Raw genomic sequence first — 23620 nt, 5'->3', positions numbered from 1 at the left:
GCCCGGCTCGAGGACTCGAAGCAGCGGTGACCTCGCACGTCGCGTTCGTGCGCGTCCGATGTACCGGCCGCCGCTCGAAGCCGACAACCGCCGCGCTTCAGCCCTGGGCAGATTCCTTCCACCACTGTTGGCCCGATGCCGGCAACAGGTCGATGGGGTCGTAATACTGGTGCTGTCGGCCGAGAACATCAGGTTCTCCGTCCTCCAGGGACGTGAGGTAGTTCTTCCCCCAGTAGCTGATGCCCCGGTCGCGGTCATAGGCCTCGTATTGGTCGACCCACCGCTTTCCTACGAACGGAACGTCGCACACGATGCGCGGAGTGGAGAACCCGGGAAGGTACCCCATGATCTCGTGTTGGAGGCGCTGCGCTTGGCCGACCGAAAGCCGCCAGTGCTCTGCATGGGGAATCATGTCGCACATGTAGAAGTAGTAGGGGGTGACGGAGGCGTGGTCGCACAGAGCGAAACACAGGTCGAGCAGAGACTGAGCGCTGTCGTTCACCCCACGCATGAGGACACCCTGGTTGCGCACGTCACGCAATCCCGCAGCCAGGAGTGCTCGCGCAGTGCGAGCAACGTACGGTGTCACCTGCTGCGCTGCGTTCGCGTGGGTGTGCAGGGCGATCTGGACGCCCCGTGACACCGCCTTCGCCGCCAGACGGTGGATACCCTCCAGAACCGGGGCGGAAGCCCAATACTGCGGCAGGCCGATGAGTGCCTTGCTGGCGAGGCGGATGTCCCTGATGTTGTCGATGTCCAAGAGCTCGTCGAGGAATGCCTCCAGGCGGGGCCACGGCATGTTGGCCAGATCGCCGCCGGATACCACGACGTCCCTGATTCCCGGTGAGCGCCGCAGATGTTGCAGGATCGCTTCTGCCCGGTCGGCGGGCTTGAGCGTCATGCGCGATTTTTCCACCTGGGGCGTCGACGTGCCGACGAGGTCCATCCGGGTGCAGTGCCCGCAGTACTGGGGGCAGGTGGTCAGGAGTTCCGCGAGCACCTTGGTGGGATACCGGTGCGTGAGACCCTCGACAACCCACATGTCCTGTTCGTGCAGGGAGTCGCGGCTCGCTCTCGGGTGGGACGACCAGACCGGGTGCCGGTCGGAGAACACCGGCAGCATGTACCGGCGGACAGCGTCGGTGTAGAACTCGGCGGTGAGTGAGCCCGCACCGGTGGGTGCGGAGAACGGAACCATGGTGTTGAGCATGTGCGGCGGCACCAGTACGGACATCGTGGCGCGGTGCAGCCGGTCGCGTTCCCAGTCGTCGTAGAAGTCGTCGTCCAGCAGGTTCCCCATCACGGCCCGTAGCTGACGAGCATTCTTGATGCAGTGCACGCGCTGCCACTGAGGGTTCATCCACTGTTCGGCGCTGACCTCGCGCCAGCCGGGGAAGCGCTGCCAGTCCGGCTCGACCAGTTCGGTTCGGCGGTAGGTGTACGGCTGGAAGGCCGATCCCGGTAGCCGTGTTCCTGCGGCCGCCGTTTCCATCGTGGCGCTCTTCACAGCTTCGATTCCACTTTCCGCTTGCTCGCGAGGGCCTTCAGTCTTTGCTTGTCAGGCTTGCCGGCGCCGGTCCTCGGCAGGCTGTCCGCGAAGCCGAGCTGTATGGGGACGTAGATCTCCCCCCATGCCTCGCGCACCATCTCCAGGAGCTTCTGCGGGTCGATGGTCTCGCCGGGGACGGGCACGACCACCGCGTGGACATGCTCGATCGCATCGTCGCCGAGCACGCCGAAGACAGCGCTGTCAGCAACCAGGTGATGGGAGTTCAGCAGATCCTCGAGGTCGGAGGGGTATATGTGGTCGCTCGCCACGTTGATCATGTCCCTGGCCCGGTCGGTGACGGTCAGGTATCCGTTGCTGTCCAGAAACCCGATGTCACCGGTGTGCAGCCAGCCGTCCTTGAGTACCGCGTCCGATTCGTCGGGCTGCTTCCAGTACCCGCGCATGACGGTCTTGGAGCGCACGCAGATTTCGCCGTGTTCGAGCGGCGGAAGTTCGCGTCCGTCCTCATCCCGGATCGCGACCGTAACCCAGGGCAGCGGCCTGCCGGCGGAGCTCAGCACGCCCGGCCGCGAGGGGTCGTGGTCCTGGAACGTGAGGACACTGATCCCTCCCGCCTCGTTCTGTCCGTAGGACTGCACGAGGACCGGCCCGAAACGCCGGACCACGTCGGCGAGACGGTTGGCAGAGGCCCGGCAGCCCGCGTACATGATGGTGCGCATGCTGGAGGTGTCGGTCGTGGTTGAGGCCGGATGGTCCACCAGCTGGTAGGGCATGGGCGGCACGAGGAAGATGTGCGTGATCCGCTCGCGTTCGATGGCGGCAAGCACCTCGCCGGCGTCGAAGCCGTCGTGAAGCACGACAGTCCCCTCGCTCATCAGGATGATGTCGGCCATCACGCCGCCGGTGTACATCAGGGGGGTGCACATCAGCAGGCGGGGTTCCTGCGCCCCGCCGGCGGGCGGAGCGGTGTAGTTGCCGCTGATCTCCTCATAGGTGACGGCGATGCCCTTGGGCCGGCCGGTGGTGCCACCGGTGTAATTGAACACGCAGATGTCTTGGGGGCGTGCTCGGCTGGGGAACGGATCTGCCGCCTCCTGTGCGGCAAGCTCCAAGAGGTCCGTCCGCGTGCCTGACGGACCGAGCGAGAGGACCTGCGTCACCGGCGCCAGGCCGGTCAGTTCTTCGGCTCGATCGCCGTACCCGGGATCGACGATCAGCGTGTGGGTCTCGATGTCCTGGACGATGGCCGCCTGCGTCTCGGCCGTCAGGCTGTTGTTGAGATGGTGGACGCGGCAGCCGACCAGGCCTGCGGCGAATCGGACGGCGAGGGCTTCGGGCCGGGTCCCGCTGAGAATGGTCACCGTCTGCCGGCGGTCCACCCCTTGGCGGCGCAGGGCTCGGGCCATGCGGAACACCATGGCGCGGAGCTCGTGCGCGGTCGTGCGCCGTCCCCGGTGGACGAGGGCTTCTCGGTCGGGCGAGGTTTCGAGCCCTGCGAGAATCTTCTCGACGTGCGTACGGAAGTCCGGCCCGGCCGCGAGATGGCCGGCCAGGATCTCTTCGCTGATTTCGCTCAGGAGGGCGCGCTTGGCGGGGTCCAGGACGTCCTGGTGAGGCGGCGCCGCATTCACTCCGTCGTAGTAGCCGCCGGTCGCCGCTACCTCTCCGGTCGCGCAGGCCAGTCGCAGGACGGCTTCGGCGCCCTGCTCGATGGTCGACTCCGAGGGAATGCCGAGCTCCTGGACCATGGGCGTCGGCATGAAGTTGGCCGGGTGGACGCAGTTCACCGAGATGTGTTCACCTGCGAGTTCCGCGGCAAGGTCCATGCTGAAGGACGCCAGCGCGAGCTTGGACCGCCCGTACGCCACCCACCCGTGGTAGAAGCGGTCCATCGTCAGGTCGTCGAAGTCGATTTCGAGCTGTGCGGCGGATCCGACGTTCACTACGCGGGGCGAACGGGCATTCCTCAGCCCTGGCAGCAGAAGGCGTGTGAGGAGTACCGGCGCCAGGTAGTTCACGGCGAAGCGCAGTTCGTGCGCGTCGTCGCTGAGCTGTCTTTCGGCGCCTTCCGGCCCCGGGCCCACACCCGCGTTGTTGATCAGTACGTCGATGCGTGGCTGCTCGGCGAGGATCTGATCGGCGAGGGCCCGTACCTCGTCGAGACGCGCGAGGTCCGCGACGTAGGGGTGGGCTACGGCTCCAGCGGCGCGAAGGCCCTGGACACAGGAGTCCACGCGTCCGGCGTCGCGCCCGTGTACCAGGATCGTGTCGCCCTGATCTGCGAGCTGCTCCGCGAGGTGCCGGCCCAGGCCCGACGTGGCGCCGGTGATCAGTACGATGCGCGGTTCGGCTGTCATCTGCTCCTCCTGTGGGGGCTGGGGTTGGGGAGGGGTGTCGGCTGCTTCCGCATGGGCCGGCAGAGGGCGGTGGGGTCCTCTCATCGCCCGTCGCCGTTCATCCATGGCGCGTGCGGCACGATGTTGGCCTGGGTGAGTGCACTGCAGACCGCTGCCTCGGCGGTCGGGCCGGCAGGATGCAGGGCGTGGTCCACGAGCCCCTCGGCCACGGCATGGGACCGGTGTTGGCCGAAGCTCTTGCGGGCCATGCCGGGACGGCTGTCGGACGGTTCCTCGGCCGTCGACACGCCGGGGGCAAGCTCCCGGGCGAACACCGACGTCGTACGGCCGAGTCCGGTGAGGACGGCGGCAATCCCTGCGGCGTCGAAGAGAGCAGCGTCATTGTCGTCCAGGTAGACGACGATCGCATCCCTGCGCGGGTAGTACAGCGGATTCGAGCTGATCTTGGCTCGGTAGCGGGTCGCGCCGTCCTCCAGCAGTGTCAGCAGTTGCCCCCATGCCCGCGGGGCAGCGGCTGCGTCCTCGATGTGAAGGTAGTAGCGGCGCAGACGAGTGGTTCGGGGGCGCCCGCGGGAACCGTCCACCAGAAAGAATCCCGGGGAAAGCGCGGGGCGACGAGAGGGATAGCGCAGCAGGGCCCGGTCCCGGTCAGCACGTCGTGCCACCTGTGCGTCGGCCGGCGCCGACGCGTCCACGAACGTGCGCACCCCGTCGATGGTCGCGATGCGTCGTGCGTTGGCCGCGCTCGTTGCGGCCTCCGTCACGGATGCTTCCACCACGGTGTCATGGTGGGGTACGGCGTCCGACAGCAGCCTCTCGTACTGCCTGTCGCGCAGGGTGCGGAGGGCCGGTTCACCCCCCAAGGTCATTCCCGCGTGCAGTACTTCGTAGATCTTGTCGGCCAGGGCGTGCCGGAGCTCGGGCAGGGTGCTCGCCGTGACGGTGGTATCCAGGACGCGGGCGGTCAAGGCACCCGGGTCCACCTCGAGCTCCCCGAGAGCGGAGCGCAGACGCTCGGACAGCACGGGGGACGGTGTGGGGCTCGACATGGCTTTCAGTCCTCCAGACCGAGTGTCTTGGTAACAGCGGCCGGATCGACCAGCACTGTCCTGGCGGTCCCCAGCGCTGCGCGGTCCAGAGGGGTCAGACTCGGGCGCCGAGCAGCTGCTGCCATCACGCGGTCTATGAGGTGCCAGCCCGCGAAGCCCGCGCTGCGCTCGCGCAGCGCTGCCTCGAACGGCCGGCCGGTGGAGCGGTACCCGGTGCAGAACTGTTCGATCAAGGGGCGCCGTCGGAGTAGTTCGCGCACCCCCCGGGCGACGAGCTCGCGTCCCGAATCCGCGCTGCCAGCCGGGTCGGGAGAGTCCTCGGTTCCGGTTCCCGGGAGCTTGCGCAGCGCGCGGTACAGCCATTCGCCGACGAACGCGCCGAGGTCTCGGGCCGGGTCACCCCAGCGCAGCTCTTCCCAGTCGATCAGGTGGGGCATGTCGTCGACGAAGAGGAGCTGGTCGAGGCGGAAGTCGCCGTGGATCGCTCGACGGTCGGCGGACTGGCCCTCGCTGTCCCTCAGGCGTCGGAGCGCCGCGGAGAGCGCGTCATCCTGCTGCAGGATTCGCCACAGTTCCAGCTCGGCGAAGCTGGAGTTGCGGTGAGTCTCCAAGGGCAGCGCGTCGAGGTACGAGACGGGAGGCAGGACAGGCAGGCTCGTATCCAGGGTTGTCGCCGGGGCCGGGTTGATTCCGTGGAGAGCGCCGATCATCTCGCCGACACGGAATGCGTCCTTCTCCTCGAACGCGTCGTCGTCCGCCCGTTCGGCACCTGTGCGGGCCCCCGGCAGGAGTTCGAAGACAACGAGCGCGTCCTCCTGACTGCAGCCGAGGTAGCGCGGGGCTTTCAATGCCGCTGTCGAGGAGGCGGCAAGGAGCTCTTCGAAAGTGAGGATGTTCTTGAGGCGCCGGGAGACATCTGCAGCAGGTCCCTCGAGACGCTTGACGAAGACGTTGGCACCGCTGGTCGTTCGGCCGGCCCAGTTCTCGTTGCGGCCGTTGTGTGCCACCACGTTCGCGCTGTCGAGGGTGCCGAGGCGCAGTCCGGCCAGGAGGTTCGCGACCGCCGGCACGGAGTTCACATCGGTGGCCCTCGTACGGTAGCGGTGGTCGGACGTCACCGTGATACCCCCTGGTCGGTTCGCTGGAGCGGGGAGGGGGCCGGGAGCCCGTGAGGCACGTCGTCGATGCGTTCGAACCGGCGGACCGTGGTCCCGGGGACATCGGCCAGGGATACGGCAAGGGCTGTCGCATTGCCGATCACGACCGTGTCGAATCCTGTGGGGTCGAGGTGATGGAGCGCCGCCTCGACGACGTCCCCGGCGCCGACCGCTGCGAGGGCCAGTGGGTAGTCGTCCATCCACTGGGGGCCCACGCCCTCGGAGAGCAGGTTGGCGAGCAGAGTCGCGTGTGCGGAGGGGGAGACCAGTGCGGTCGCGATGCGTCCGGTCAGCAGTCTTTTCGCCACCGCGATCTCCTCGTCCGTGGGCGGACTGGAGAGCATGGCGGCCAGTTCGGCCCTCGTGTCGCGAAGAGCGAGGGCAGCGGTCTCTTCGTTCGCCGCCAGGCGGACGACGGTCGTGGGGCTCCCCGCAACCATCTCGGTCGCCGACCCCGCCATGTACGCGTATCCCTTCCGCTCCCGGATGTTCATGGCGAGGCGAGAGGCAACCCCCGCCCCGAAGACTGCGTTCGCGATGTCCAGGGCGGGACGTCGTGCGTGCGTCCGGTGCAGCGCTGGGCTCATCATCAGCAGCTCGGCCTGTGCGGACTGCGGCCGGTGGACGAGTACGACCTCGGCGGCGGCGGCGGAAGGAAGAGCCGGGAGGTCCTGTGGGGCTTCGTCCCTGCGCCATCCGGAGAAGGCCTCTTCCATGAGGGCGGCAACCGATGAGCCCTGGACGTCGCCGACGAGGACGAGGATCGCTCCATGCGGTGTGAGACGTGAGGAGTGCAGGCTGCGGACCGCCCCGGGCTCGACACCCCTCAGCGCCGCGGGGGACGGCAGTTCGTGCGGCATGGTGTTCTCCGCACGGCACCTGCGCAGCAGGGTGGTGAGCGCCATCCACCGCGGTTCGCCGCGCCGGATGGCGACCTGCGCCGCAAGGCGGTCACGGGCCTCGGCTACGGACGCGTCGCTGAACCGGGGCTCCGCCAGGTGCCGGCCGATTTCCCGCAGGACGGTCGGCAGAGAAGCCGCGGGGGTGTAGCCGAAGACTCCGATCCATTCGGCGTTCCGGGCAGAGTCGATGTCGGCGACGGCCCAGGCCTGTGCGTGTTCACCTGTCTGTCCGCCCGCCGCGTGCAAGAGCACATCACTGAGGATGTGGGTCGCGGCGGCATGCGCTTCCCCTGTGGTGGGGCACGGGATGTACATGCGGATCTCGACCAGAGGTGCAGTGCTGTCGGGGACCACGACACAACGCAATCCGTTGGACATGGTCGTGTCCACTGCCGGCCGGGGCCGGGCGAAACCATCCATATCGGGTAGCCAGCTCTCTTCGCTACGTCGTCGGCTCTGCTGCTTGGCGCGGGACGGCCTGGCTGGTGACCAGGCGGAGCACCGCCCTCTGATCGGTGAGCAGCGCGCGGGCCGCGTCGGTGACCGCCTCGGCCCCGATCGTCAGGATTCGGCCGGGCAGTTCATCCACGAGCGCCGGGGCATTGTGGAGGAGCTCGTACGTCCCCATGGCCCGCGTGCGCGCCAGCAGGTCGGCATTGCGTCGGGCGGACCTCGCGGCAATCCGGGCCCCCGCCGTGGGCACGAGATCGGCAAGTGCGTGCCTCTCGGCGAGCCCGGCCAGTTCGCCGTCGATTTCGGCGAGTACCGATTCGGGGTCGGTGTGCGGATGGTGGGTCACGGCCAGGGCGAGGGTGTCCGGGGCACGTGTGTCCAGTGCGTTGAACAGTCCGCAGCCCGCCGACACGTGGACGGCGGCGCCCTTCTCACGGACCAATCGCGTGTGGAGCCGGGACGATGAGCCTCCGGTGAGGATCTCGCACAGGACCATGTGCGCGAGGTAGGCGTCCAGCTCCGTCCCGGGGTCCGGGAGCTGATAGCCAAGGGCAAGAGCCGGGAGCGAGGCATGTACGTCTTCCCGCCGGCCATGGCGAGTGGTTCCCGGGAGCTCCTCGCGCAGCACGGCCGGGGCCGGCTTGGGGCGGTGAGGAAGAGCGCCGAAGACCTCTTCGATGTAGGCCGCGGTGCGATCAGGGTCGAAGGCCCCGCAGACGGTGAGGACTGCGTTGGCGGGCACATAGTGCGCGCGGTAGAAGTCCACGGCGTCAGCGACGCTCGCCGAGTCGAGGTCTTCGAATGCGCCGTACCCGTTGTGCGTATTCGGGTATGTGTTGTATAGGAGCGCGGGCAGGGGTATCCAGGGAAAACCGCCATAAGCCCGGTTGAGGATGTTGAGTCTTATCTCTTCCTTGACGACGGCTCGCTGATTGCAGAGGTTCTCCTCGGTGATGAGGAGTGCGTGCATGCGGTCCATCTCCATGGAGAGAACCTGTTCCAAGCCTTCTGAAGGAAGGACTTGATAGTAGTCCGTGTAGTCCTGGTGTGTGGATCCGTTGACGGAACCACCGAGGCCCTGAACGTACGTCCAGTGGGCCATTTTGGCGTGGTTCTCGCTGCCCTGGAACATGAGGTGTTCAAAGAGGTGCGCGAACCCGCTCCGGTCCTCCGCCTCGGACCGGAAGCCCACGTCGTAGTGGACGCTGACGGCCACGACAGCGGCGGAGGGGCGGGGTTCCAGCAGCACCCTCAGACCATTGGGGAGGGAAAACCGTTGCAGTTCAGACATTCAGGTTCCTTTGTGGCGCTGCACGAGGTGAAATGTGCACGCGCCGTGGGGCTGCGGCTGAGCCGCAGCCCCACGCTATCCTTGGATCTGAGACGCTGGCGCCGACTCGATTTTTGACGGGATCAGTTGGCGCCAGCGTGTCAGCTTCACAGGGACTGTGCAGCTAGGAGCTGCTTCAGCAACCCTCGACATAGGTGGCCGCGGAGACCGTGATGGTGAAGACGACCGGCGAGGTTGCAGGCGCCTCGTCCTGGGCGCTGGCGGCCAGCTCCTCGGTGTTGGTGTAGACGGTGTAACCCTCGATGAGCTTCTCGGCGTCCATGGGACACCCCTTTCTTATACGGGTTCCGATTCCGAGTGACCCCGGAACCGCTTGCTGAAACATTTCTATCACCGTCCGAGCGGCTCCTCAAAGCGTTTTCAAGAAATGTTCGACAATTTTTTCGACTCGAATTCACGGCATGTCGAATTGCCGGGCGGCGTAAACCGCCCGGCTAATGGAATCTGCCATTCAGGTAACTGAGACGGGCTGTCAATGCCAGTCAATAGCGCCTTTCCCGTTGCCGTCGAGCTGCTCCGCGACAATTTCCAGAGCGACTGAGAACCACCAGTCGTCCCAGCCCGCGAATTCGCAGTAGTCCCTGACATGGGCGAGCACGGTCAGTGTGGCGACCGTTCCAGCGAGTGGTGACAGATCATCTGCGTATCCGTCCAAGAAGGCACGGCCCAGTCTCGACCACTGGGCGGCGGCCTCCTGGCCGCCCTTGCGTGTGATGATGCCGCGCAATTCGGTGAGTTCGCCCAGCACCCGGCCGGTGTCGAGAGCTGCCGGCCCGACCTGCACGTCTTCCCCGATGAGCAGCACGGAAGGCAGATCGCCGAGGCCGGGGACGAGCACTCCGGTCCCCGGGTTGCCGTGCAGAAGCACTCTCCCAGCTCTGTCGTCGAGTGCGGCATCGCACCAGTCCCGCAACTTCCTCCAGCGCCCCTGTCCGAGCTGGTCGCCGGTCAGGGCTGCGAGTCGGCGCAAGGGCTCCGAAGCCGTGGCGTCACCATCTGCGAGCCAGTGCGCGAGCCGGTGCACTCCCGAACGGTCGGGCCTCCGGTCCGCCGCAAGAAGGGCGACATCCGCGGGAGGTGAGGCGTGCAGATGCCGCAGCAGGACTCCCAGTTCTCGTAGGAGTTCACGGGCCCTCGGGTATGACTGATGGGGATGCTGCTGCATCAGCAGCTTCCCCAAGGACCATGGGCCAGGGGCCGGATACACGAGTGCGTGCCCGTCTTGCTGGGGCAAGGACAGGCGCAATGCGGTGACGGGCAGGCCGCGTATCAGGCGTTCCACCGGACGGTCGGGCACCTGCATCTGAGCCGAACGTGCGGGGCCGGCGGACCGCACCCACAGATAGGCGCCGTCGTCGGCGTAACTCTGCTCAGCCTTCCGCCGGTATACAGACGTTCTGGTGAAACGGGTCCCGAGCTCATCGACGAGATCCCCGTAAAGGTGTGCGCTCACGTGACTCGGCGTCCCGCAGATCCGCTGTTCCCGAGCGATCGTTCCATCAAGGTCAGAAGCCCGGGCAGCTCTGGGGGCACGAAGGCATCGTTACGGCCCGTTGTGGAACTGGGCCCCCTCTGGGGATGCAGGATGCTGATGTTCGGACGCTCCTCGAGTTCCTTGAGGTGACGGCGCACCACAGGGTTGTGGATTCCACCGGGGGGCAAGGAAGGAGCAAGCCCGATGGGAGCCTGCGTGCACTGCATCGCGAGCAAGGCCGGGCTGTCACCCAGGCCGATGGCGAAGCGGCTGACGAAGTTCATGGTGGCGGGATACACCGCAACCGCCTCGGCCCACTCCGCCCATGCAACGTGCTGGGCCGTGGTCTGCGGTGTGTCCGGCCAGACATCGAGGTCTGCCTCGGTTGAGCTGAGCGCTGACAGCGCTTCGCGTGTCACGAACCGCTCTGCGCTGCGCGTGACAACGACGCGGCATTCCGTTTCCGGGAGCTCCATCCGCAGCCACTTGACCCAGTAGGGCAGGAAGGTCACACCGATGGCGCCGGTCCCCACCAGGAGGAGTCTGCGCGGGGTGAACCTGAAGGCCGCGGGTGCGGTGGGGTCAGACATGCTCGTGCTCGAGTTCCCCGAGGACGGCGCGCAGGTCGACGAGAGCGGCCTCGATGCCGTGTCGCACCAGAACGCCGGAGGGACTGAGCACCACCTCGTCGACGCCCGAGTGGAAGTACTCTCGAATCCGCTCCGCGATCTCACCGGCGGAACCCGTGACGAAGACCTGGTTCTCCACCAGGGCCTCGGCGCCGGCGTTCACGTCCGCGGGATCGGCCTGCACTCCGGCCCCGCGGAGCATCGATGTGTAGTGCTCCGAGCTGAGATGCATCCTGTTGGCGGCCAGGACCAGAGCTCGCACGTCGCGATCGGTGCGGTCGACCGCGAAGTGCACCAGTGACACCACGCGCGGCAGGCTGCGGTACTGGCTCCGGGCGCCCTCGCGCAATGCGGGGAGAAGCGTGTCGCGGAGGTAGGGCAGAGGGGTGAGCCAGGTGATGGCGGCATCCGCCACTTCGCCGGCGAGCCGGGCCATACCCGGCCGCAGGACGCCCAGGCCCACGTGCACCGGAGGATTCCCGAAAGGCAGCGCCGGCAGGGCGCCGTGCAGGACGTGGTACCGGCCGTCTCGACGGACCGTCTCCCCGGTCAGTGCCTCTCGCACGAGCGACACATATTCACGACTCGCGGTGAGCGGGCTTTCGTAGGTGGAGCCGCGAAGCGAACGGACGAAATTGGCTCCGCCGGGACCGAACCCCGCAATGACCGACTCCCCGGTAAGCGCAGCCACGGAACGCGCCGAGGCCGCAGCCTCGTACGGATGGCGCAATGCCATGACGGTCACCGCGGTACCAACGGGTATACAGAGCCCTTGACCCGCGAGATGCGAGAAGACCTGATTCGTGTCGAGGGTCAGGGACTGTCCCATCCACAGGCGGGTAAGGCTGGTATCGCGGACGAGTTCGGCAAAGCCGATGACGTCGGCCGGTCGGGCCGGCATCACCGGGAAGAAGACCGAAACATCTCCAGCCGGGAGTTGCGCCCCCTGGCGGGCTGGGGATGCGTTCATCTTTCTACCTGCTGGCCCACGAAGTTCACCTGCTGGATCAGCCCGTCCCGTATGCGATACATGGCGACGACGGTCGCCGCATCGCCTTCCACGACGACCCGCTCTTGGTCGATGACCCATTCGCCCTGAACAATGCGGCCCAACACCGTGGCCTGAGCAGGCTTGGTCGCGAACTGCTGGGCGTACATCCCGCGTAGTGCTTCCTGTCCGGAAACGGCGGGGACTCCGTCGATCGACAGTTCGGCTTGGTCGGCGTAACAGTCCATGAAATCGTCGAGCGCCTGGCTGTTGTAAGCATCGATCTGACGCTCGACCACTTGGGCTTCCACGGTATCCACCGGTAAAGAAATCAATTCCTTCATTTCACCACTCACGGCAAATTCCTTACGGTTTGACGACTGCTCGTATTGCTCGCATTGCGGCGTCGGGATCGTCCGCCGCAAAATAAATCTTCTTCGCCGCTACAACACCGGGCTTCCCGAGATCCAGACTCAGGGGCCGATCAAATTCCATGTACATATTCACGCTGGCGCCGACGGAGCAGGCAACGGCGTCACCCTCATCCGCTATGGAGCGAAGCCCTCGGCCGGTGACCGTGCGTATCCCCCTACCGACAGAACTGATGGCCTGGACCGGGATCTCCACTGCACCGAGAAACCCCGTCCGCAGCGTGATCCGCTCGGAGTTGAGGAGGTGCGGATGGCGATGCATGGCGGCAACCGCACCGAACCCGATCAGAACGATCGATATCTCTAACAGCGCATGCGCGGGCCGCAGAACCGGAGGCACCATCCTCGAGACGAGGAATGCCAGGACACCCTCCATGACGCAGAGAATGATGATCATCTGGCGAGTGTCGGAGGAGTGTCGCAGCGACGTCGCCTGTTCGACCCCGGGAAGAGGCCGGCGGACAACCCAATCACGGAGGGCTCCGCCCAGTACTTTCGCCATCCGGAGCTTGGACTGCTTCGGAATCGCTTTCGCTGCAGGGGGAGTGACGGACACTGCAGATCCTCCCTCGTCCACACCCGGAGAATCCAACTCTGCGGGCATCGTATGGAATGTTTCGAATTCGGCCTGATCGTGGTTACGGCCTACAGGAGACGTCACTTGCGGGCCTCCCAGCGGAACCACGTACGGGCGGCCCACACAGCAGCGACCGTCCACGCGCCGGCGCCCACCAGGTCAGGCAGCGCCGCAGACCAGACAGCCTCCCCGTCAGGAGCGCCGAGCCACCCCACGCGAACAAGATCCATCACCGACGTCAACGGCAGGTACGCACACCACTCAGCCAGCCAGGACGGCATGGCTGCCGAAGGGATCGCCAGACCCGATCCGGCAACGGAGACCAGAAGCAACGGCATCGTGGTCAGTTGCGCCATCTCAACGCTGCGAGTGAAGTTCGCTGTGCAGGCGGCCAGCGCCGCCACCAGGAGCGTTCCCCCCAGGATGCCGATCGTCAGCAGTGCCGGGTCAGCAGGTGCCACCAACCCCAGCACGCCGATGCCGAGACCAATGACGAGGCCGCACTGCGCCCATGCCACAGCTGCAGCAGGCAGAGCGGTACCGGCCAGGATCTCGCCATCAGTCAGGGACCCGGTACGCAGCCGCTTGAGAACCATGCCTTCCCGCCGTGCCACGAACGCGCCCACCAGATTGGAGTACACGACGAAGAGCAGGACCATACCGATCGTGCCGGTAACCAGGACGGGCCTGGAATCGACTCGCACCTGGCCCTCGCCCGTGAAGGTCGAGGGCACGAAGGAGTACATGATCACCAATGATCCGAGGGGCAGAACGAGTGCCGAGAAAAGCGCACTCCTGTTCCGCACCAGCATGGTCAACTCTGCGCGCCCCAAGGCAAGGAGCCGATTCCCCTGGGCTGACATCACCGAGGACAGGTTCGTGCTCATGATCCCACCTTCGCGGATCGTGACTGCCCGATGGGAGTCATGGCCAGAAAGGCATCTTCAAGTGTCGCGGACCTCGCATCGAGGCCTTGCAGAACGACCTCGTGCTCGTTGGCCCACACCAGCAGCTTTGTGAGGACGGGCTGCAGGTACTGGGTATGCAGCACGATTGTCCGCCCATGAACCTCACGCCTCGTCACGCCGGGCATGGCCGGCAGCGCCTCCGAACAATCCGCGGGAAGTTCGAAGGAAACCCGGGAAGGGTGGTCCGCAATCACATCAGCGGTGGTCCCCTCTGCGACAACGACGCCACCCTGCAGGATGGCCACGCGGTCGGCGATGCCCTCCGCTTCTTCGAGGTAGTGCGTCGTGAGTAGTACCGTGACCCCTTCTTGCCGCAGCTGCTGGACGATCTCCCAGGTGTCCCGACGTCCCTCGGGGTCCATCCCGGTCGTCGGCTCGTCCAGAAACAGGACCTCAGGCCGCCCCATCACCGCGAGCGCCAGATCCAGGCGGCGGTGCTCCCCGCCGGACAACTGCTTCACGGGCACCGAGTGGCGACTTTGCAGCCCCACAAGGCTCAGTACCTCGGACACCGTTCGGCCAGGGCGAGCACACCGGGCCCAGAAACGCGCTACTTCTGCCACCGTGAGATCTGCGGGAAACCCACCAGCCTGAAGCATGACGCCGGTCAATGGGCGCACACGTGCCCGCTCCCGGAAGGGGTCATGCCCAAGTACGCGTACCGTGCCGCCGTCCGCGGGCGCCAATCCCTCCAACAATTCGACGATGGAGGTCTTCCCGGCACCATTGGTCCCCAGGAGTGCGAAGACTTCGCCACGGCGGACCTGCAGCGTCACACCACGTACTGCCCTGTACTCGTTCCTCCCCCCGGCCCCGTACGTTCTCTGCACGTCACGCGCGTCGATCACCAAACCGTTGTCGTCGTTCATGATTCCAGTCTCGTGTCGTTCTCGAGCAGCCGACAGTGTGATTTGTCATCAGCCGTTCCATGCCATTTGGCATGACGTTCCGTGCAGGGCATCGAGGGGACGTCTCGCGTGCCCCGTCCAAGATCAGCCACCCTTTCCTCCAGCGGGAGCTGATCAAAACCTGCCATCGCCCCTCTGTCAAACTCATGCATCATGAAACCACTTCGAATCGGCCTTCCATCGCACCGTTTCAGCCAGGCCGCGATCCGAGGATCTACGGTTTTCGGCCCGTGTCGAAACGGGCCCAATATTCCGCTTTCGGTCGCAGCCGTAGCTACTGTCAGACCCTGCGGGGGGCGCGAGCGTCTGCGCCGTCGCGTGCCTGGCGGAAGAGCCTTCCACCTGCCAGGTGCCCGCCTCGGCCCGCAACGCGGTTCCGCTGGCGGGAAGAACCCAGCCACATGCCTAATCGGCATGCGCCTGGCTGGATCTGCGTCGGTGCGCCGGCCACACCGACCAGGCGGATCCGCCCGACGGACCCGTCGCCGTGCCATCGGCGTGGCGTGCGCTTGTCGTTCAACGTTCGGCGTCGAGCGGCGTCTCGAACTTCTCCTGCAGCCGCATGTTGACGTGCGTCGCAGTGCGGTGCAGGTCGTGCAGGGCCCGCCGCCGGGGGCTCAAGGTCTGGTGCTCGGCCGGCGTCAGACGGGGTGCGGGCAAGAAGGTGCCTCTGATCTTCCGCCACTGCTGCCAGCCCTCCCAGCGGGTCCGGTCCGGCGGCGGACCGGACCGAAGGAACGGGACGACCGCGTGCTCATCCGGCGCCGTCTGCGCGAACGACGCCGCGAACAGCGAGTTCGGGCTGTGCGAACCGTCCGGGTCCCAGGCCGGGCGTACTCGTCCAGCTTGCGCTTTTGCCGGACGTCGACGATCCAGGTGGCGATCAGGTGCTCGAGCTGGTCGGCCGTCAGCACCGCGTCGGCTGCCGGGTCGGCGCCGCGGTCGGCGACATCGACGCCGGTGTAACCGACCAGGTGCTCGAACAGCAGCTGCCGGATCACACCGAACGCGCGCTCAACTGCGGCTTTGTCCTGGGGCCGTAACACGCGCGGGCAGGACGTTGCAGCCCAGCACCCGCTGGACTTCGACCAGGTGGTGGTTGCGGTAGACCGATCCGTGGTCGGTCGTCACCTCTCCGGCGCGAAGAACGGCAGGCCGGCCACCTGGTGCCCGGCGAACTCGGCCACCACCGCGGCGGGTAGGCCCGGGTAGGGCCATTCCAGGTCCTCGCCCCAGTCCGCCCGCATCGGCAGCGGCATCGTCACGTCCCGCAGCACCATCGCGACGTCCACGGACGTGTCGGATACCAGCATCAGCCGGAAGGCAACCAGCGAATGCGTGCAGACGTCCAGGGCCAGGTTGTGGACGTAGTTCTCAGCTGACCATTGACCGCTGCTCGGGGCCCTCTGAAATGGTTTGATCCTGACCGTGTAGGCGTGGAGACTCGCCGTCATGCCTGCTACTGCTCGGGACCTTGTCCTGGAACGCTTCCGCTGGATCGATGGACACGCGGACGTCTGGGCGGTCTTCAGGGATCCCGTCACGCTCGCGGCTGTGGTCTCCGGTCTCGTGGAGCCGTTCAAGGATGAGGGGATCACTGCAGTCTGTGGCGTCGAGTCCCGTGGTTTCCTCCTCGGCGGGGCCGCTGCCGTCGCGCTCGGCGTCGGCTTCATCCCGGTGCGCAAGGCGGGAGGGCTCTTCCCGGGCGACAAGCTCGTCCGTGAGGCGTCGCCCGACTATCGGAAACTCCGTCACACGCTCCGACTCCAGCGCGACTCCGTGACGTCAGGCGACCGGGTGCTACTAGTGGACGACTGGATCGAGACCGGTGGCCAGGCCGAGGCGGTGAAGGAGATGGTGATCGAGGGCGGCGGCGACTGGGCTGGATGCGCCGTCATCGTTGACCAACTCGACAAGGCGGACCTGCGCGCGAAGATCGGACCCGTCCGAGGACTGCTCTTCGCGAAGGAACTGCCTGAAGGCGGATGACCGTTGATGACCGCACGACGCCGTGTTCAGCGACCGCGCGGCCGGTCGGGCCTGTCGAGGCGGGTGATGTTGCTGGTGGCTTCAAGGGCTTCGCGCAGGCGGGCGTTGTCGACGGCCAGGCGTTGGATCTGGGCGGCTGCGAACTGGAGGTTCTCGGTCAACGACCTGTTGGCGCGGCGGAGTTTGGCGTTTCGGGCGGCGAGGACCTCGTAGGGGCTGGGGCGGATCTCGGCCGTGGGGTGGGGTGCCGGCCTGGAGCGGGCGGTGGAGACTTCCTTGGCCAGGTCGGGGAAGTGTCGGCGGAAGGTGGTGTTGCTCAGGTCGAACTTCGCGGCCAGGGCCAGGACGCTGGGGCGGGTGCCGTTGTCATGGCACTCGTTGACGTACTGGTCCAGGACGCGTCGGACGTGGGCCTCGGCGGGGACGTCGGCGGGGCGGCTCATGCGGACTCCCGGGTGGTGGTGTTCTCCAGCAGGAACGCGGTGATCTCCGCGCGGCGGGTTTCGAGCCGGTGCCGCAGGAGTGGCGGCAGGGTCGGGCGGGTGGCCAGGCGGCGGGTGATGCGGTCGATCTCGCGTTGCCAGGCGGCGGTGTTCTCGGGAGTGAGGGCGACGTTTCGGCAGGCCAGGGGCTTGCAGCCGCCGTGGTCAGGCAGTCCTCCGCTGCGGCGGTTTCGGGCGCGTTCACACAGGGCCTTGGCGTGGTCGTGGACGCAGGTGATGTACTCGCCGGGATAGACGGCCGGGTCGTGCTTGGCCATGAGCCTCCGCAGCCGGTTGTCGTCCAGGACGACGGTGCCCTGGAAGCGGGCCCGTTCTCCGAAGGTCTCCAGACGGCGGGCGGCCTCGTCGGCGGCGGGGCCGGTGAGGTGGGTGTGCTCGTGGGCATCGATCGCGGCCATGAGGTGCTCGCCGCGAGCCAGAGCCTGCTCGCTCTCCACTTCGGCCCGGAAGCCCGACTCGCTGGTGCCCGCGTAGCCTTCGAAAACCTGGATGCAGTGGTGCCGATAGGCCAGGGCGCCAGCGATGACGCCTCCGGGACGGCGTGCGATGAACCAGGCGAGGGTGCGCCTGAACTGGCTGTTTTTCAGGTGGAAGGGCTGCTGGTTGACCATGGGGATGCCGTCGGTGCGACCGTGGCGCCGGCAGTATTCGTTGATCCAAGCGGCGAAGGTGTTGAGGGGGGCGTTGGTGGCACCGCTGGTCAGCACCTGGCTGACCGCGTTGCGTTTGACGCCGGGACTGTGGTCCAGGCGGGCGAAGAGGTAGTCGGTGCCGGGCGGCTGCAACTGCTCCAGGACGGTGATCGCCCGGGCTGCGGGTTCGCCGATGCTCCAGGTGGCCGGACGCCGGCGGGGTCGTCCTCGGACTTGAAGGCCAGGCTGTGCATCTTCCAGCGGTAGGGCGTCCCATCCGCATCACAGTCCTCAGCCCGCCGCGTCGCAGGTGCTTGATCTCGCTGTCGCGGGCGCCCGAGAGGAAGGAAAGGACCAGGTAGCAGGCGTCCTGGAGTATGCGGGCGAGGGCGGCGAGGCTGTCGGGCTCGGTGTGGTCGGCCAGGATCGCTCCGATCCACGGCTCGTCGTCGAGTCGGCCGCGGATCGGCAGGTCGCTAACGATCTGGGGCGTGAGGCCAACGATGGCGGCGGTCTCGTCGATCAGGTGCCGGTAGCGGCCGAGAGAGATCGGGCTGCGGCCCAGCGCCTGCGCGACCCCGGTCGTGCTGGGCTCGCCGCGCCAGCCGGGCAGCGGCTGGCCTGCCGTGATGTGTTCGTCCAGCCAGGCCCGCAGCCGGATCGGCAGGTCGCCGTAGACGTTCGGCTCGGCCGGTGCCGGCAGCGGGGTCCGCCAGTGGCGGTCCGCGGCGAGGATGTCGGCGAAGAACTCGTCGATGAAGCGCATGGCCCAGACGAACAGCGGCCCCAGTACTTCTTCGGGGATCCGTGCGGTGGCGTTCACGCCGCTGTGGGCCTTGGGTTCGCTCCAGCCGTCGACGTGGCGCGGGTCGAAGCGCAGGGCGTCGGAGAACAGGACGCTCCGCCAGACCCAGAACTTGCGCGCGGCCGAGCGGGCTCTTTGCCGGGCGTCGGCGGCGGGCAGGGACTTGATCAGGAATCGTTGGAAGTCCTCCAGGTCCCGGCCGGTCATGGCGTCCAGGCGTCGGGGCGGGGCTGCTGCCCAGCGCAGGAACCGGATGTACTCGGTGAAGGCGGTGCGGATGGTGGCGACCTCGGGCCGGTCCTCGCCCGCCGTGACGGTTCCCGACAGCATCTCGTAGCAGAGTTCCTTGGCGACCTGCCGATGCGTGGCGGGGATCAGGGTGAAGTCGAGGATGAACCGGCGCTCGTGCTTCTTGAGCATCGCCGGGCCCAGGACCCAGACGTCGTCGCTGAAGAGCGAGGTGTCCTCCAGCGCCACGCCTGCTCGCAGTCGGCGGGCGTGGAAGACGAAGGGGTCGGTGCCGTCCGCACGGACCTGTGGGGGCGAGGGGAGGTGCGGCAGGGCGTGCAGGGCGGTGGTCACGGCAGTCCCCATGGGTTCTCGATCAGGTCCAGGAGGGCGTCGTGCGGCTTGTCGGCCTGGGCGTGCTGGAGTTCGGCGGGGGTGAACTTGGCGAGCATGTCCTGGCGGATGGCGACCCAGGCCGGCCCGTAGCGTGGCCACCAGACTTCTTCGGCCAGTTCGCGGCGGCGCTGGGCCAGGGCGTCGAGTAGAGCCAGCAGCCGCGGCAGGTGGTCGCGAGTGACCAAGCAGTTCCCGCAGTGGAAGCAGTCGAGGAAGGTGACCTGGCAGGCTTCCCCGGTGAGGGGGTGCTGGTCGTGGTCGACGCAGGCCGTCCAGCCGGTGTCCAGCTCGCCGTCGGCGGCCTGGCGGGCCGTGTCGGGTCCGATTCCGCTCTCCTCCATGGCCGCGGTGTCGACGGGGCCGGGCAGGACCCGCGGGCCCCCACCGGCGGCTTTCGCCGCCCGCTCGTGGGCCTGGCGTGCGGCCTGCTCGGCGTCGACCAGGGCCTCGCCGAGGACTTCCTCGGCCCAGGCAGTGATGACGGGGTCGCCGCTGAGGTAGTTCCTGAACAGAACGGCATGCTGTTGGACTTGGCGGCCGAGGGCAGGTGGCCGCCCATCCGCTTCGTGCGCCGCACCTCCATGCTGGTCTTGATCCGGTTGAAGCTCACCTGCAGCGGCAGTCCCTGGACCGGCAACGTCGGAGCTGTGCCGTCAGGCCCGGCGGCGGCCGGCTGGGGATCGGCCAGCAGCGGCCGGGGCCGGTTCGCCGCCCAGGCGGTCGGCAGGATCGAAGTGCAGCTCAAGGAGTCCTGGAACGGGGCGACATGGTCGTCTGGGACGCCGAGCCCGGCCGCGTATCCGTTGCGCCAGACCGACCACAGCAGCGGCGAACCGCACCGCTGGCGACTGCGGGCCGTCAGTTCCAGCATGAGCAGGTAGAACCCGCCCGGGTTGTGCAGTTCACGGCCCGGGGCCCCGATCTCCCAGGTCACGGTCTCGAACCAGCGTCGTGTGCCCCGGCGGCGCTTGACGATGACCAGCTCGACCGCCCGATCCGCCAACACGCGGTGCCGGATCGGGAGTTCCTTCATCGTCTCGCCGTTGCGCTCCGACAGGGCCGCGGTGAGCATCATCAGCGGCGGCAGGTCCCGCAGGGTCAGGAACAGGCGCCCTGCCAGGTGCCGGCGCTCGGGACAGAAGGGACTGGGCCGGGCCGCGGGAGGCGTGGGGACCTGCCCGGTGGCAGCCATGCGCTCCAGCACGCGGCTTAGGTCCCGATCGTTCTCATCCAGCGCCAGTGGGTCGGCCTGGTAGCGGCGAAGGAGGTCCTCCCCGGCCCGGATGCGGTTGCGGATCCTGGCGGCATCCGCCCGCAGCGCGGCCAGCAGCCGGGCCAGTTCCCCGTCGGAATATCCGGTGGTCGCGCAACGCAGGCAGCGCGAACAGCAGCCGGGCCTCGCCCATGTCGCGCAGAGCCGTGGTCGGTGTCGTTGTGGCCCGGTGGTCGTGGAAGGCTTGCAGGTGAGCGAGCGTGAGCTGGTCCGGGCCGGCCGGAGGCTCCGGCAGCGCTCCGAGGAACTTCACCAGGCGGCTCAGGGATCCCCAGCCGGTGGTCGCCGCGGCGAACGTGCGGAGCCCGCCGGCGGGTCCGGTCCGTTCAGCGACCACTGCGGCCAGAGCCCGGTGCCAGCCGGGCAGCGGCAGCTTGGAGACGTCGAAGACCCGGCGGCGATCGTCATCGCCGTGAAAAGCCACCAGCAGGCGTCCGTCGGGTAGTTCCCGCACCGGCGCAGGCGGTTCGTAGCCATGGTCCGGCAGGGCCGAGGGCCGGCCGGGGCCGGTGCTGCCGCGTCCTTGCCGGTTCATCCCGCTGCCCCGATCGCCCCGGCCGGCGGCGCGTTGTCGCCGATCCGCTGCAGCGGGGTGTCCCTGGGGTCCTCCCAGGTGTCGGGGACCAGGGCCATCCGGGTCTCCATCTCCAGTTCCTGCAGGGCGTGCAGGTAGATGGCCGTGGTCAGGACTGACCGGTGGCCCAATCGACGGCGGACCCAGTCCAGCGGGTCACCGAAAATCCGGGTGTAGTGGCCGCGCTGGGCCGGGTTGAGATCGGCCAGTGCCGCGATGTGGCCGCGCTGCAACTGTTCGAGAGTCACCACGGCGAACCCGTGACGTAGCAGGTGGGCGTGACACGACAGCTCCACCCCGCAGTCGCGGCAGCGCTGGTTGGCGTCCGCGAAGACGCTCTTCCAGGTCGACACCGCCAGCGGCTGCCCGTCTTCGCCGAGCCAGAACATCGCGGGCTCAAGGCCGTCCGCAGTCTCCACGAGCAGCCGCCGCCGTTCCATGGGCTTGAGCTCGCGCAGGTTCACCTTCCGACGCTCGATACTTCCCACGGTGCGCACCAGGTGGGGTCGTGACGGATCGTCGACCACCAGCGGTCTGCGCCAGCGTGCGTACCGCCCGGCGGCGCGGGCGTCTTGGACGACCTCGGCCCGGTCCAGCTCCGCATCGGCCGCCAGGTCGCGCATCACGCTGTGCGGGACGTAGACCCAGCGCGCGGAGAAGTACTTCGCGATCCCCCCCGGCAGCCAGAACCGCTGGTAGCCGCCCATCCCCACCTGCAGCGGCATCTCCGTCACAGTCAGACTCGCCTGCTCGGACAGCCGCATCCCGGTGCGGGCCATCAGGTCGGTGAACGTCGCGTTGCGGGCCGACCAGCGGCCCTTGAACCGGCCCGAGGGTAAGCCGTCGGGCCCGTAACCGCGCAGGCCCACGTCCCGCCAGAGCCGGTAGGACGCCGGTGGGAGCCACTCGATACGCTCGCCGCCCTCGTCATGCGCGTAGGTCGCCGGGACCGTGCCCTCGGCGCGGGCACCCTGCAGCGTGCCCAGCGGTGCCGACCTGCGGGAGCGGTGCGGGATCGGGACCGCTCCGATCTGGTTCTGCCGTACGGCCCACTCGAAGAACTGGTTGACGTGCGAGACTTCCTGGCTCCAGGTCCCGCCCGCCACTCTGGGCCCGGCCGGATCCCGGCGGCGCCACTGATGGAACGCCAGATGGTCGCCCTCAGTGGCCTGTCGCCATGACTTCCCGCCCCGCGCGCCGGCCGGTGCACCAGGACGTGCCCGTACTTCTCCGGCAGCTCGGCCGAACGGATGTAGCGCTGCCGGGCGCCGCCGGGGCCGAACCACTCCTGCCAGAGCCGGCGCAGGGTGTCATAGCTGGGCACCACCGTCTCCGGACCGAACGTCTCGGGGACGTACTGGCGGATCATGCGCTCCTTCGTCCGCATCGACACCTTCGCCATCCGCTTCGTCTCCTCGCGGACCGCGAAAACCGCCTCCGCACCTCCTCCGAGACCGCCCGCGTCCCGCCGCTTTGGCGCCCCTCCCCGTGCCCGATCCTCAGGCGGCCGCCGGCAGCCGTCGGCGCACCGGCTGCATCGCCGACCTGGGCGTCACCGGCACCACCTCGAAGGCGCGCGTGGTGCACGCGACACGGGTGAACAGCCCGTCCTGCCCGGACACGTACAGCCGGCCGACACCGGCCCGCTCCAGCGAGGCCACCACGTCCGGCCACCGCACCGTACGGACGAAACCGTCCAGCAGCATCCCCCGCACCTCTTCGCCGGTGGTCACCATCCGGCCGTCCTGGTCCGCGACGACCGGCAGCCGCGGCTCGGACCAGGTCAGTCCGTCGAAGATCTCGGCGTCCACCCGGTCGCGCAGCCCGCCGAAGAGGTACGAGTGCATGGGCGGCTTCATCGTGTACATCGACATGCCGCCCAGCGAGCGGATCCGCCGCTGCAGCCAGTCGAGTACCGACTCGTGCACCGTCAGCATCGTGAAGTCGTGGTCGACGACGCAGGACACGTCGTTCCACTCGCCGCGCTCGTCGAGCTCGCTCCGCAGCAGCGCGACCTTGTCCTGCGACACGCGCGCGATCGACTGGGTCACCAGGGCGGGGTGCTCCCGCGCGAAGTAGTCCTCCATCGTGTCGGCGAGCTGCGCCGTCATCCGTACGGCATCGGCGAAACCGAGCACTCCGCTGTACACGGCGGCGGCCCGGGCACCGAAGCTCGGCCCCGTCACGTACGCGGGCGCGATCTCCAGCCGGTCCGTCGCCCACCGCGCCAGAGCGAGGCAGTTCACCACGAACGAGATCTGCCCGTAGAGCGAGTAGTCGCCGTCGGCCTGCTGGTACCGGTCGGCCAGCGAGAAGCCCAGCACGTCGTCGGCGATCGCGTGCAGCTCCCGCGCGTACGGGTTGACCAGCATGAACCTGGCGACCTCGGAGAAGGCGGTCGGTTGCATACCGGGGAAGACGATCGCCGCTTCCCGCGGCGTCCCGGTGTCGGTGTGAATGTCCATG

The 23620-nt window shown here is 67.7% G+C and carries 23 protein-coding genes and 1 pseudogene; 2 read left to right on the top strand and 22 right to left on the bottom strand.

Annotated features, from left to right (window positions below; translation table 11 throughout):
• Nucleotides 1-97: 97 nt before the first annotated feature.
• The 16 genes and pseudogenes from ACFYOB_RS13960 to ACFYOB_RS13885 form a co-directional block, all read right to left on the bottom strand.
• On the bottom strand, nucleotides 98-1492 hold the full coding sequence (locus tag ACFYOB_RS13960; RefSeq protein WP_388559518.1) for a KamA family radical SAM protein: 1395 nt from the start codon (nucleotides 1490-1492) through the stop codon (nucleotides 98-100).
• A gap of 11 nt (nucleotides 1493-1503) precedes the next feature.
• Nucleotides 1504-3867: an SDR family NAD(P)-dependent oxidoreductase gene (locus ACFYOB_RS13955; RefSeq protein WP_388559309.1), complete on the bottom strand. Its 2364-nt coding sequence runs from the start codon at nucleotides 3865-3867 to the stop codon at nucleotides 1504-1506.
• A gap of 80 nt (nucleotides 3868-3947) precedes the next feature.
• Nucleotides 3948-4892, bottom strand: a complete 945-nt coding sequence (locus ACFYOB_RS13950) for a T3SS effector HopA1 family protein (RefSeq protein WP_388559306.1) — start codon at nucleotides 4890-4892, stop codon at nucleotides 3948-3950.
• Between the two features lie 29 nt (nucleotides 4893-4921).
• Complete coding sequence (gene lxmK / locus ACFYOB_RS13945) at nucleotides 4922-6034, bottom strand: class V lanthionine synthetase subunit LxmK (RefSeq protein WP_388559303.1); 1113 nt, start codon at nucleotides 6032-6034, stop codon at nucleotides 4922-4924.
• Nucleotides 6031-7227 (bottom strand): M16 family metallopeptidase, encoded by a 1197-nt coding sequence (locus tag ACFYOB_RS13940; protein WP_388559300.1) that lies wholly within the window; start codon nucleotides 7225-7227, stop codon nucleotides 6031-6033. Before ACFYOB_RS13940 ends, lxmK begins: the two co-directional genes overlap by 4 nt.
• Before the next feature lie 190 nt (nucleotides 7228-7417).
• Complete coding sequence (locus ACFYOB_RS13935; protein ID WP_388559297.1) at nucleotides 7418-8719, bottom strand: M16 family metallopeptidase; 1302 nt, start codon at nucleotides 8717-8719, stop codon at nucleotides 7418-7420.
• 175 nt (nucleotides 8720-8894) lie between these two features.
• Nucleotides 8895-9041, bottom strand: coding sequence for an LxmA leader domain family RiPP (locus ACFYOB_RS13930; protein WP_388559294.1), 147 nt, complete (start codon nucleotides 9039-9041; stop codon nucleotides 8895-8897).
• 210 nt (nucleotides 9042-9251) lie between these two features.
• Nucleotides 9252-10232: a hypothetical protein gene (locus ACFYOB_RS13925; protein ID WP_388559291.1), complete on the bottom strand. Its 981-nt coding sequence runs from the start codon at nucleotides 10230-10232 to the stop codon at nucleotides 9252-9254.
• The gene (locus ACFYOB_RS13920) at nucleotides 10229-10786 is read right to left on the bottom strand and encodes a flavoprotein (RefSeq protein WP_388559285.1); all 558 of its coding nucleotides are present in this window, start codon (nucleotides 10784-10786) and stop codon (nucleotides 10229-10231) included. Before ACFYOB_RS13920 ends, ACFYOB_RS13925 begins: the two co-directional genes overlap by 4 nt.
• Before the next feature lie 49 nt (nucleotides 10787-10835).
• Nucleotides 10836-11852 (bottom strand): LLM class flavin-dependent oxidoreductase, encoded by a 1017-nt coding sequence (locus ACFYOB_RS13915; protein WP_388559281.1) that lies wholly within the window; start codon nucleotides 11850-11852, stop codon nucleotides 10836-10838.
• Nucleotides 11849-12226, bottom strand: a complete 378-nt coding sequence (locus tag ACFYOB_RS13910) for a nuclear transport factor 2 family protein (protein ID WP_388559278.1) — start codon at nucleotides 12224-12226, stop codon at nucleotides 11849-11851. Before ACFYOB_RS13910 ends, ACFYOB_RS13915 begins: the two co-directional genes overlap by 4 nt.
• A 10-nt stretch (nucleotides 12227-12236) precedes the next feature.
• Nucleotides 12237-12698 carry a hypothetical protein gene (locus ACFYOB_RS13905; protein WP_388559274.1) on the bottom strand — a complete coding sequence of 154 codons (462 nt, stop codon included), beginning with the start codon at nucleotides 12696-12698 and terminating at the stop codon, nucleotides 12237-12239.
• A 260-nt stretch (nucleotides 12699-12958) separates the two neighbouring features.
• A complete protein-coding gene (locus ACFYOB_RS13900) occupies nucleotides 12959-13765 on the bottom strand; it encodes an ABC transporter permease (protein WP_388559271.1) in 807 nt (268 codons plus the stop codon).
• Nucleotides 13762-14715, bottom strand: coding sequence for an ABC transporter ATP-binding protein (locus tag ACFYOB_RS13895; RefSeq protein WP_388559268.1), 954 nt, complete (start codon nucleotides 14713-14715; stop codon nucleotides 13762-13764). Before ACFYOB_RS13895 ends, ACFYOB_RS13900 begins: the two co-directional genes overlap by 4 nt.
• 555 nt (nucleotides 14716-15270) lie before the next feature.
• Nucleotides 15271-15414 (bottom strand): hypothetical protein, encoded by a 144-nt coding sequence (locus ACFYOB_RS13890; protein WP_388559532.1) that lies wholly within the window; start codon nucleotides 15412-15414, stop codon nucleotides 15271-15273.
• 108 nt (nucleotides 15415-15522) lie between these two features.
• Nucleotides 15523-16112 (bottom strand): annotated as a pseudogene (locus tag ACFYOB_RS13885) (transposase); the annotation flags it as partial.
• Between the two features lie 94 nt (nucleotides 16113-16206).
• Between ACFYOB_RS13885 and ACFYOB_RS13880 the strand changes: the two are divergent.
• Nucleotides 16207-16743, top strand: a complete 537-nt coding sequence (locus ACFYOB_RS13880; protein ID WP_388559265.1) for a phosphoribosyltransferase family protein — start codon at nucleotides 16207-16209, stop codon at nucleotides 16741-16743.
• A 26-nt stretch (nucleotides 16744-16769) separates the two neighbouring features.
• Here the strand turns inward: ACFYOB_RS13880 and ACFYOB_RS13875 are convergent, their stop codons facing one another.
• The 3 genes from ACFYOB_RS13875 to ACFYOB_RS13865 form a co-directional block, all read right to left on the bottom strand.
• On the bottom strand, nucleotides 16770-17186 hold the full coding sequence (locus ACFYOB_RS13875; protein WP_388559261.1) for a hypothetical protein: 417 nt from the start codon (nucleotides 17184-17186) through the stop codon (nucleotides 16770-16772).
• Nucleotides 17183-18031 (bottom strand): hypothetical protein, encoded by an 849-nt coding sequence (locus ACFYOB_RS13870; protein WP_388559258.1) that lies wholly within the window; start codon nucleotides 18029-18031, stop codon nucleotides 17183-17185. Before ACFYOB_RS13870 ends, ACFYOB_RS13875 begins: the two co-directional genes overlap by 4 nt.
• Nucleotides 18032-19261: 1230 nt before the next feature.
• Nucleotides 19262-19648, bottom strand: a complete 387-nt coding sequence (locus tag ACFYOB_RS13865) for a hypothetical protein (protein WP_388559255.1) — start codon at nucleotides 19646-19648, stop codon at nucleotides 19262-19264.
• Nucleotides 19649-19714: 66 nt separating this feature from the next.
• Between ACFYOB_RS13865 and ACFYOB_RS13860 the strand changes: the two genes are divergently transcribed.
• Nucleotides 19715-20188 (top strand): hypothetical protein, encoded by a 474-nt coding sequence (locus ACFYOB_RS13860; RefSeq protein WP_388559252.1) that lies wholly within the window; start codon nucleotides 19715-19717, stop codon nucleotides 20186-20188.
• 345 nt (nucleotides 20189-20533) lie between these two features.
• Here ACFYOB_RS13860 and ACFYOB_RS13855 read toward each other — a convergent pair whose 3' ends face one another.
• The 3 genes from ACFYOB_RS13855 to ACFYOB_RS13845 all read right to left on the bottom strand — a co-directional run bounded on the left by ACFYOB_RS13855 (nucleotide 20534) and on the right by ACFYOB_RS13845 (nucleotide 23619).
• Complete coding sequence (locus ACFYOB_RS13855) at nucleotides 20534-21115, bottom strand: hypothetical protein (protein ID WP_388559250.1); 582 nt, start codon at nucleotides 21113-21115, stop codon at nucleotides 20534-20536.
• A complete protein-coding gene (locus tag ACFYOB_RS13850; protein WP_388559247.1) occupies nucleotides 21112-22260 on the bottom strand; it encodes an integrase in 1149 nt (382 codons plus the stop codon). The genes ACFYOB_RS13855 and ACFYOB_RS13850 overlap by 4 nt, the downstream gene beginning before the upstream one ends.
• A gap of 393 nt (nucleotides 22261-22653) precedes the next feature.
• On the bottom strand, nucleotides 22654-23619 hold the full coding sequence (locus ACFYOB_RS13845) for an ACP S-malonyltransferase (RefSeq protein WP_388559244.1): 966 nt from the start codon (nucleotides 23617-23619) through the stop codon (nucleotides 22654-22656).
• Nucleotide 23620 lies beyond the last annotated feature (1 nt).

This window comes from Streptomyces sp. NPDC006463, assembly GCF_042870715.1.
In the GTDB taxonomy this organism is placed as follows: Bacteria; Actinomycetota; Actinomycetes; order Streptomycetales; family Streptomycetaceae; genus Streptomyces.
This window is presented reverse-complemented; position numbering and strand designations above follow the sequence as displayed.

Excerpts from the sequence above, each read along its gene's own strand:
- ACFYOB_RS13960 (WP_388559518.1), bottom strand. The coding sequence starts at position 1,492 with ATGGAAACGGCGGCCGCAGGAACACGGCTACCGGGATCGGCCTTCCAG.
- ACFYOB_RS13955 (WP_388559309.1), bottom strand. The coding sequence starts at position 3,867 with ATGACAGCCGAACCGCGCATCGTACTGATCACCGGCGCCACGTCGGGC.
- ACFYOB_RS13935 (WP_388559297.1), bottom strand. The coding sequence starts at position 8,719 with ATGTCTGAACTGCAACGGTTTTCCCTCCCCAATGGTCTGAGGGTGCTG.
- ACFYOB_RS13930 (WP_388559294.1), bottom strand. The coding sequence starts at position 9,041 with ATGGACGCCGAGAAGCTCATCGAGGGTTACACCGTCTACACCAACACC.
- ACFYOB_RS13915 (WP_388559281.1), bottom strand. The coding sequence starts at position 11,852 with ATGAACGCATCCCCAGCCCGCCAGGGGGCGCAACTCCCGGCTGGAGAT.
- ACFYOB_RS13905 (WP_388559274.1), bottom strand. The coding sequence starts at position 12,698 with ATGATCATCATTCTCTGCGTCATGGAGGGTGTCCTGGCATTCCTCGTC.
- ACFYOB_RS13900 (WP_388559271.1), bottom strand. The coding sequence starts at position 13,765 with ATGAGCACGAACCTGTCCTCGGTGATGTCAGCCCAGGGGAATCGGCTC.
- ACFYOB_RS13895 (WP_388559268.1), bottom strand. The coding sequence starts at position 14,715 with ATGAACGACGACAACGGTTTGGTGATCGACGCGCGTGACGTGCAGAGA.
- ACFYOB_RS13880 (WP_388559265.1), top strand. The coding sequence starts at position 16,207 with ATGCCTGCTACTGCTCGGGACCTTGTCCTGGAACGCTTCCGCTGGATC.
- ACFYOB_RS13875 (WP_388559261.1), bottom strand. The coding sequence starts at position 17,186 with ATGAGCCGCCCCGCCGACGTCCCCGCCGAGGCCCACGTCCGACGCGTC.
- ACFYOB_RS13865 (WP_388559255.1), bottom strand. The coding sequence starts at position 19,648 with ATGGAGGAGAGCGGAATCGGACCCGACACGGCCCGCCAGGCCGCCGAC.
- ACFYOB_RS13855 (WP_388559250.1), bottom strand. The coding sequence starts at position 21,115 with ATGAACCGGCAAGGACGCGGCAGCACCGGCCCCGGCCGGCCCTCGGCC.
- ACFYOB_RS13845 (WP_388559244.1), bottom strand. The coding sequence starts at position 23,619 with ATGGACATTCACACCGACACCGGGACGCCGCGGGAAGCGGCGATCGTC.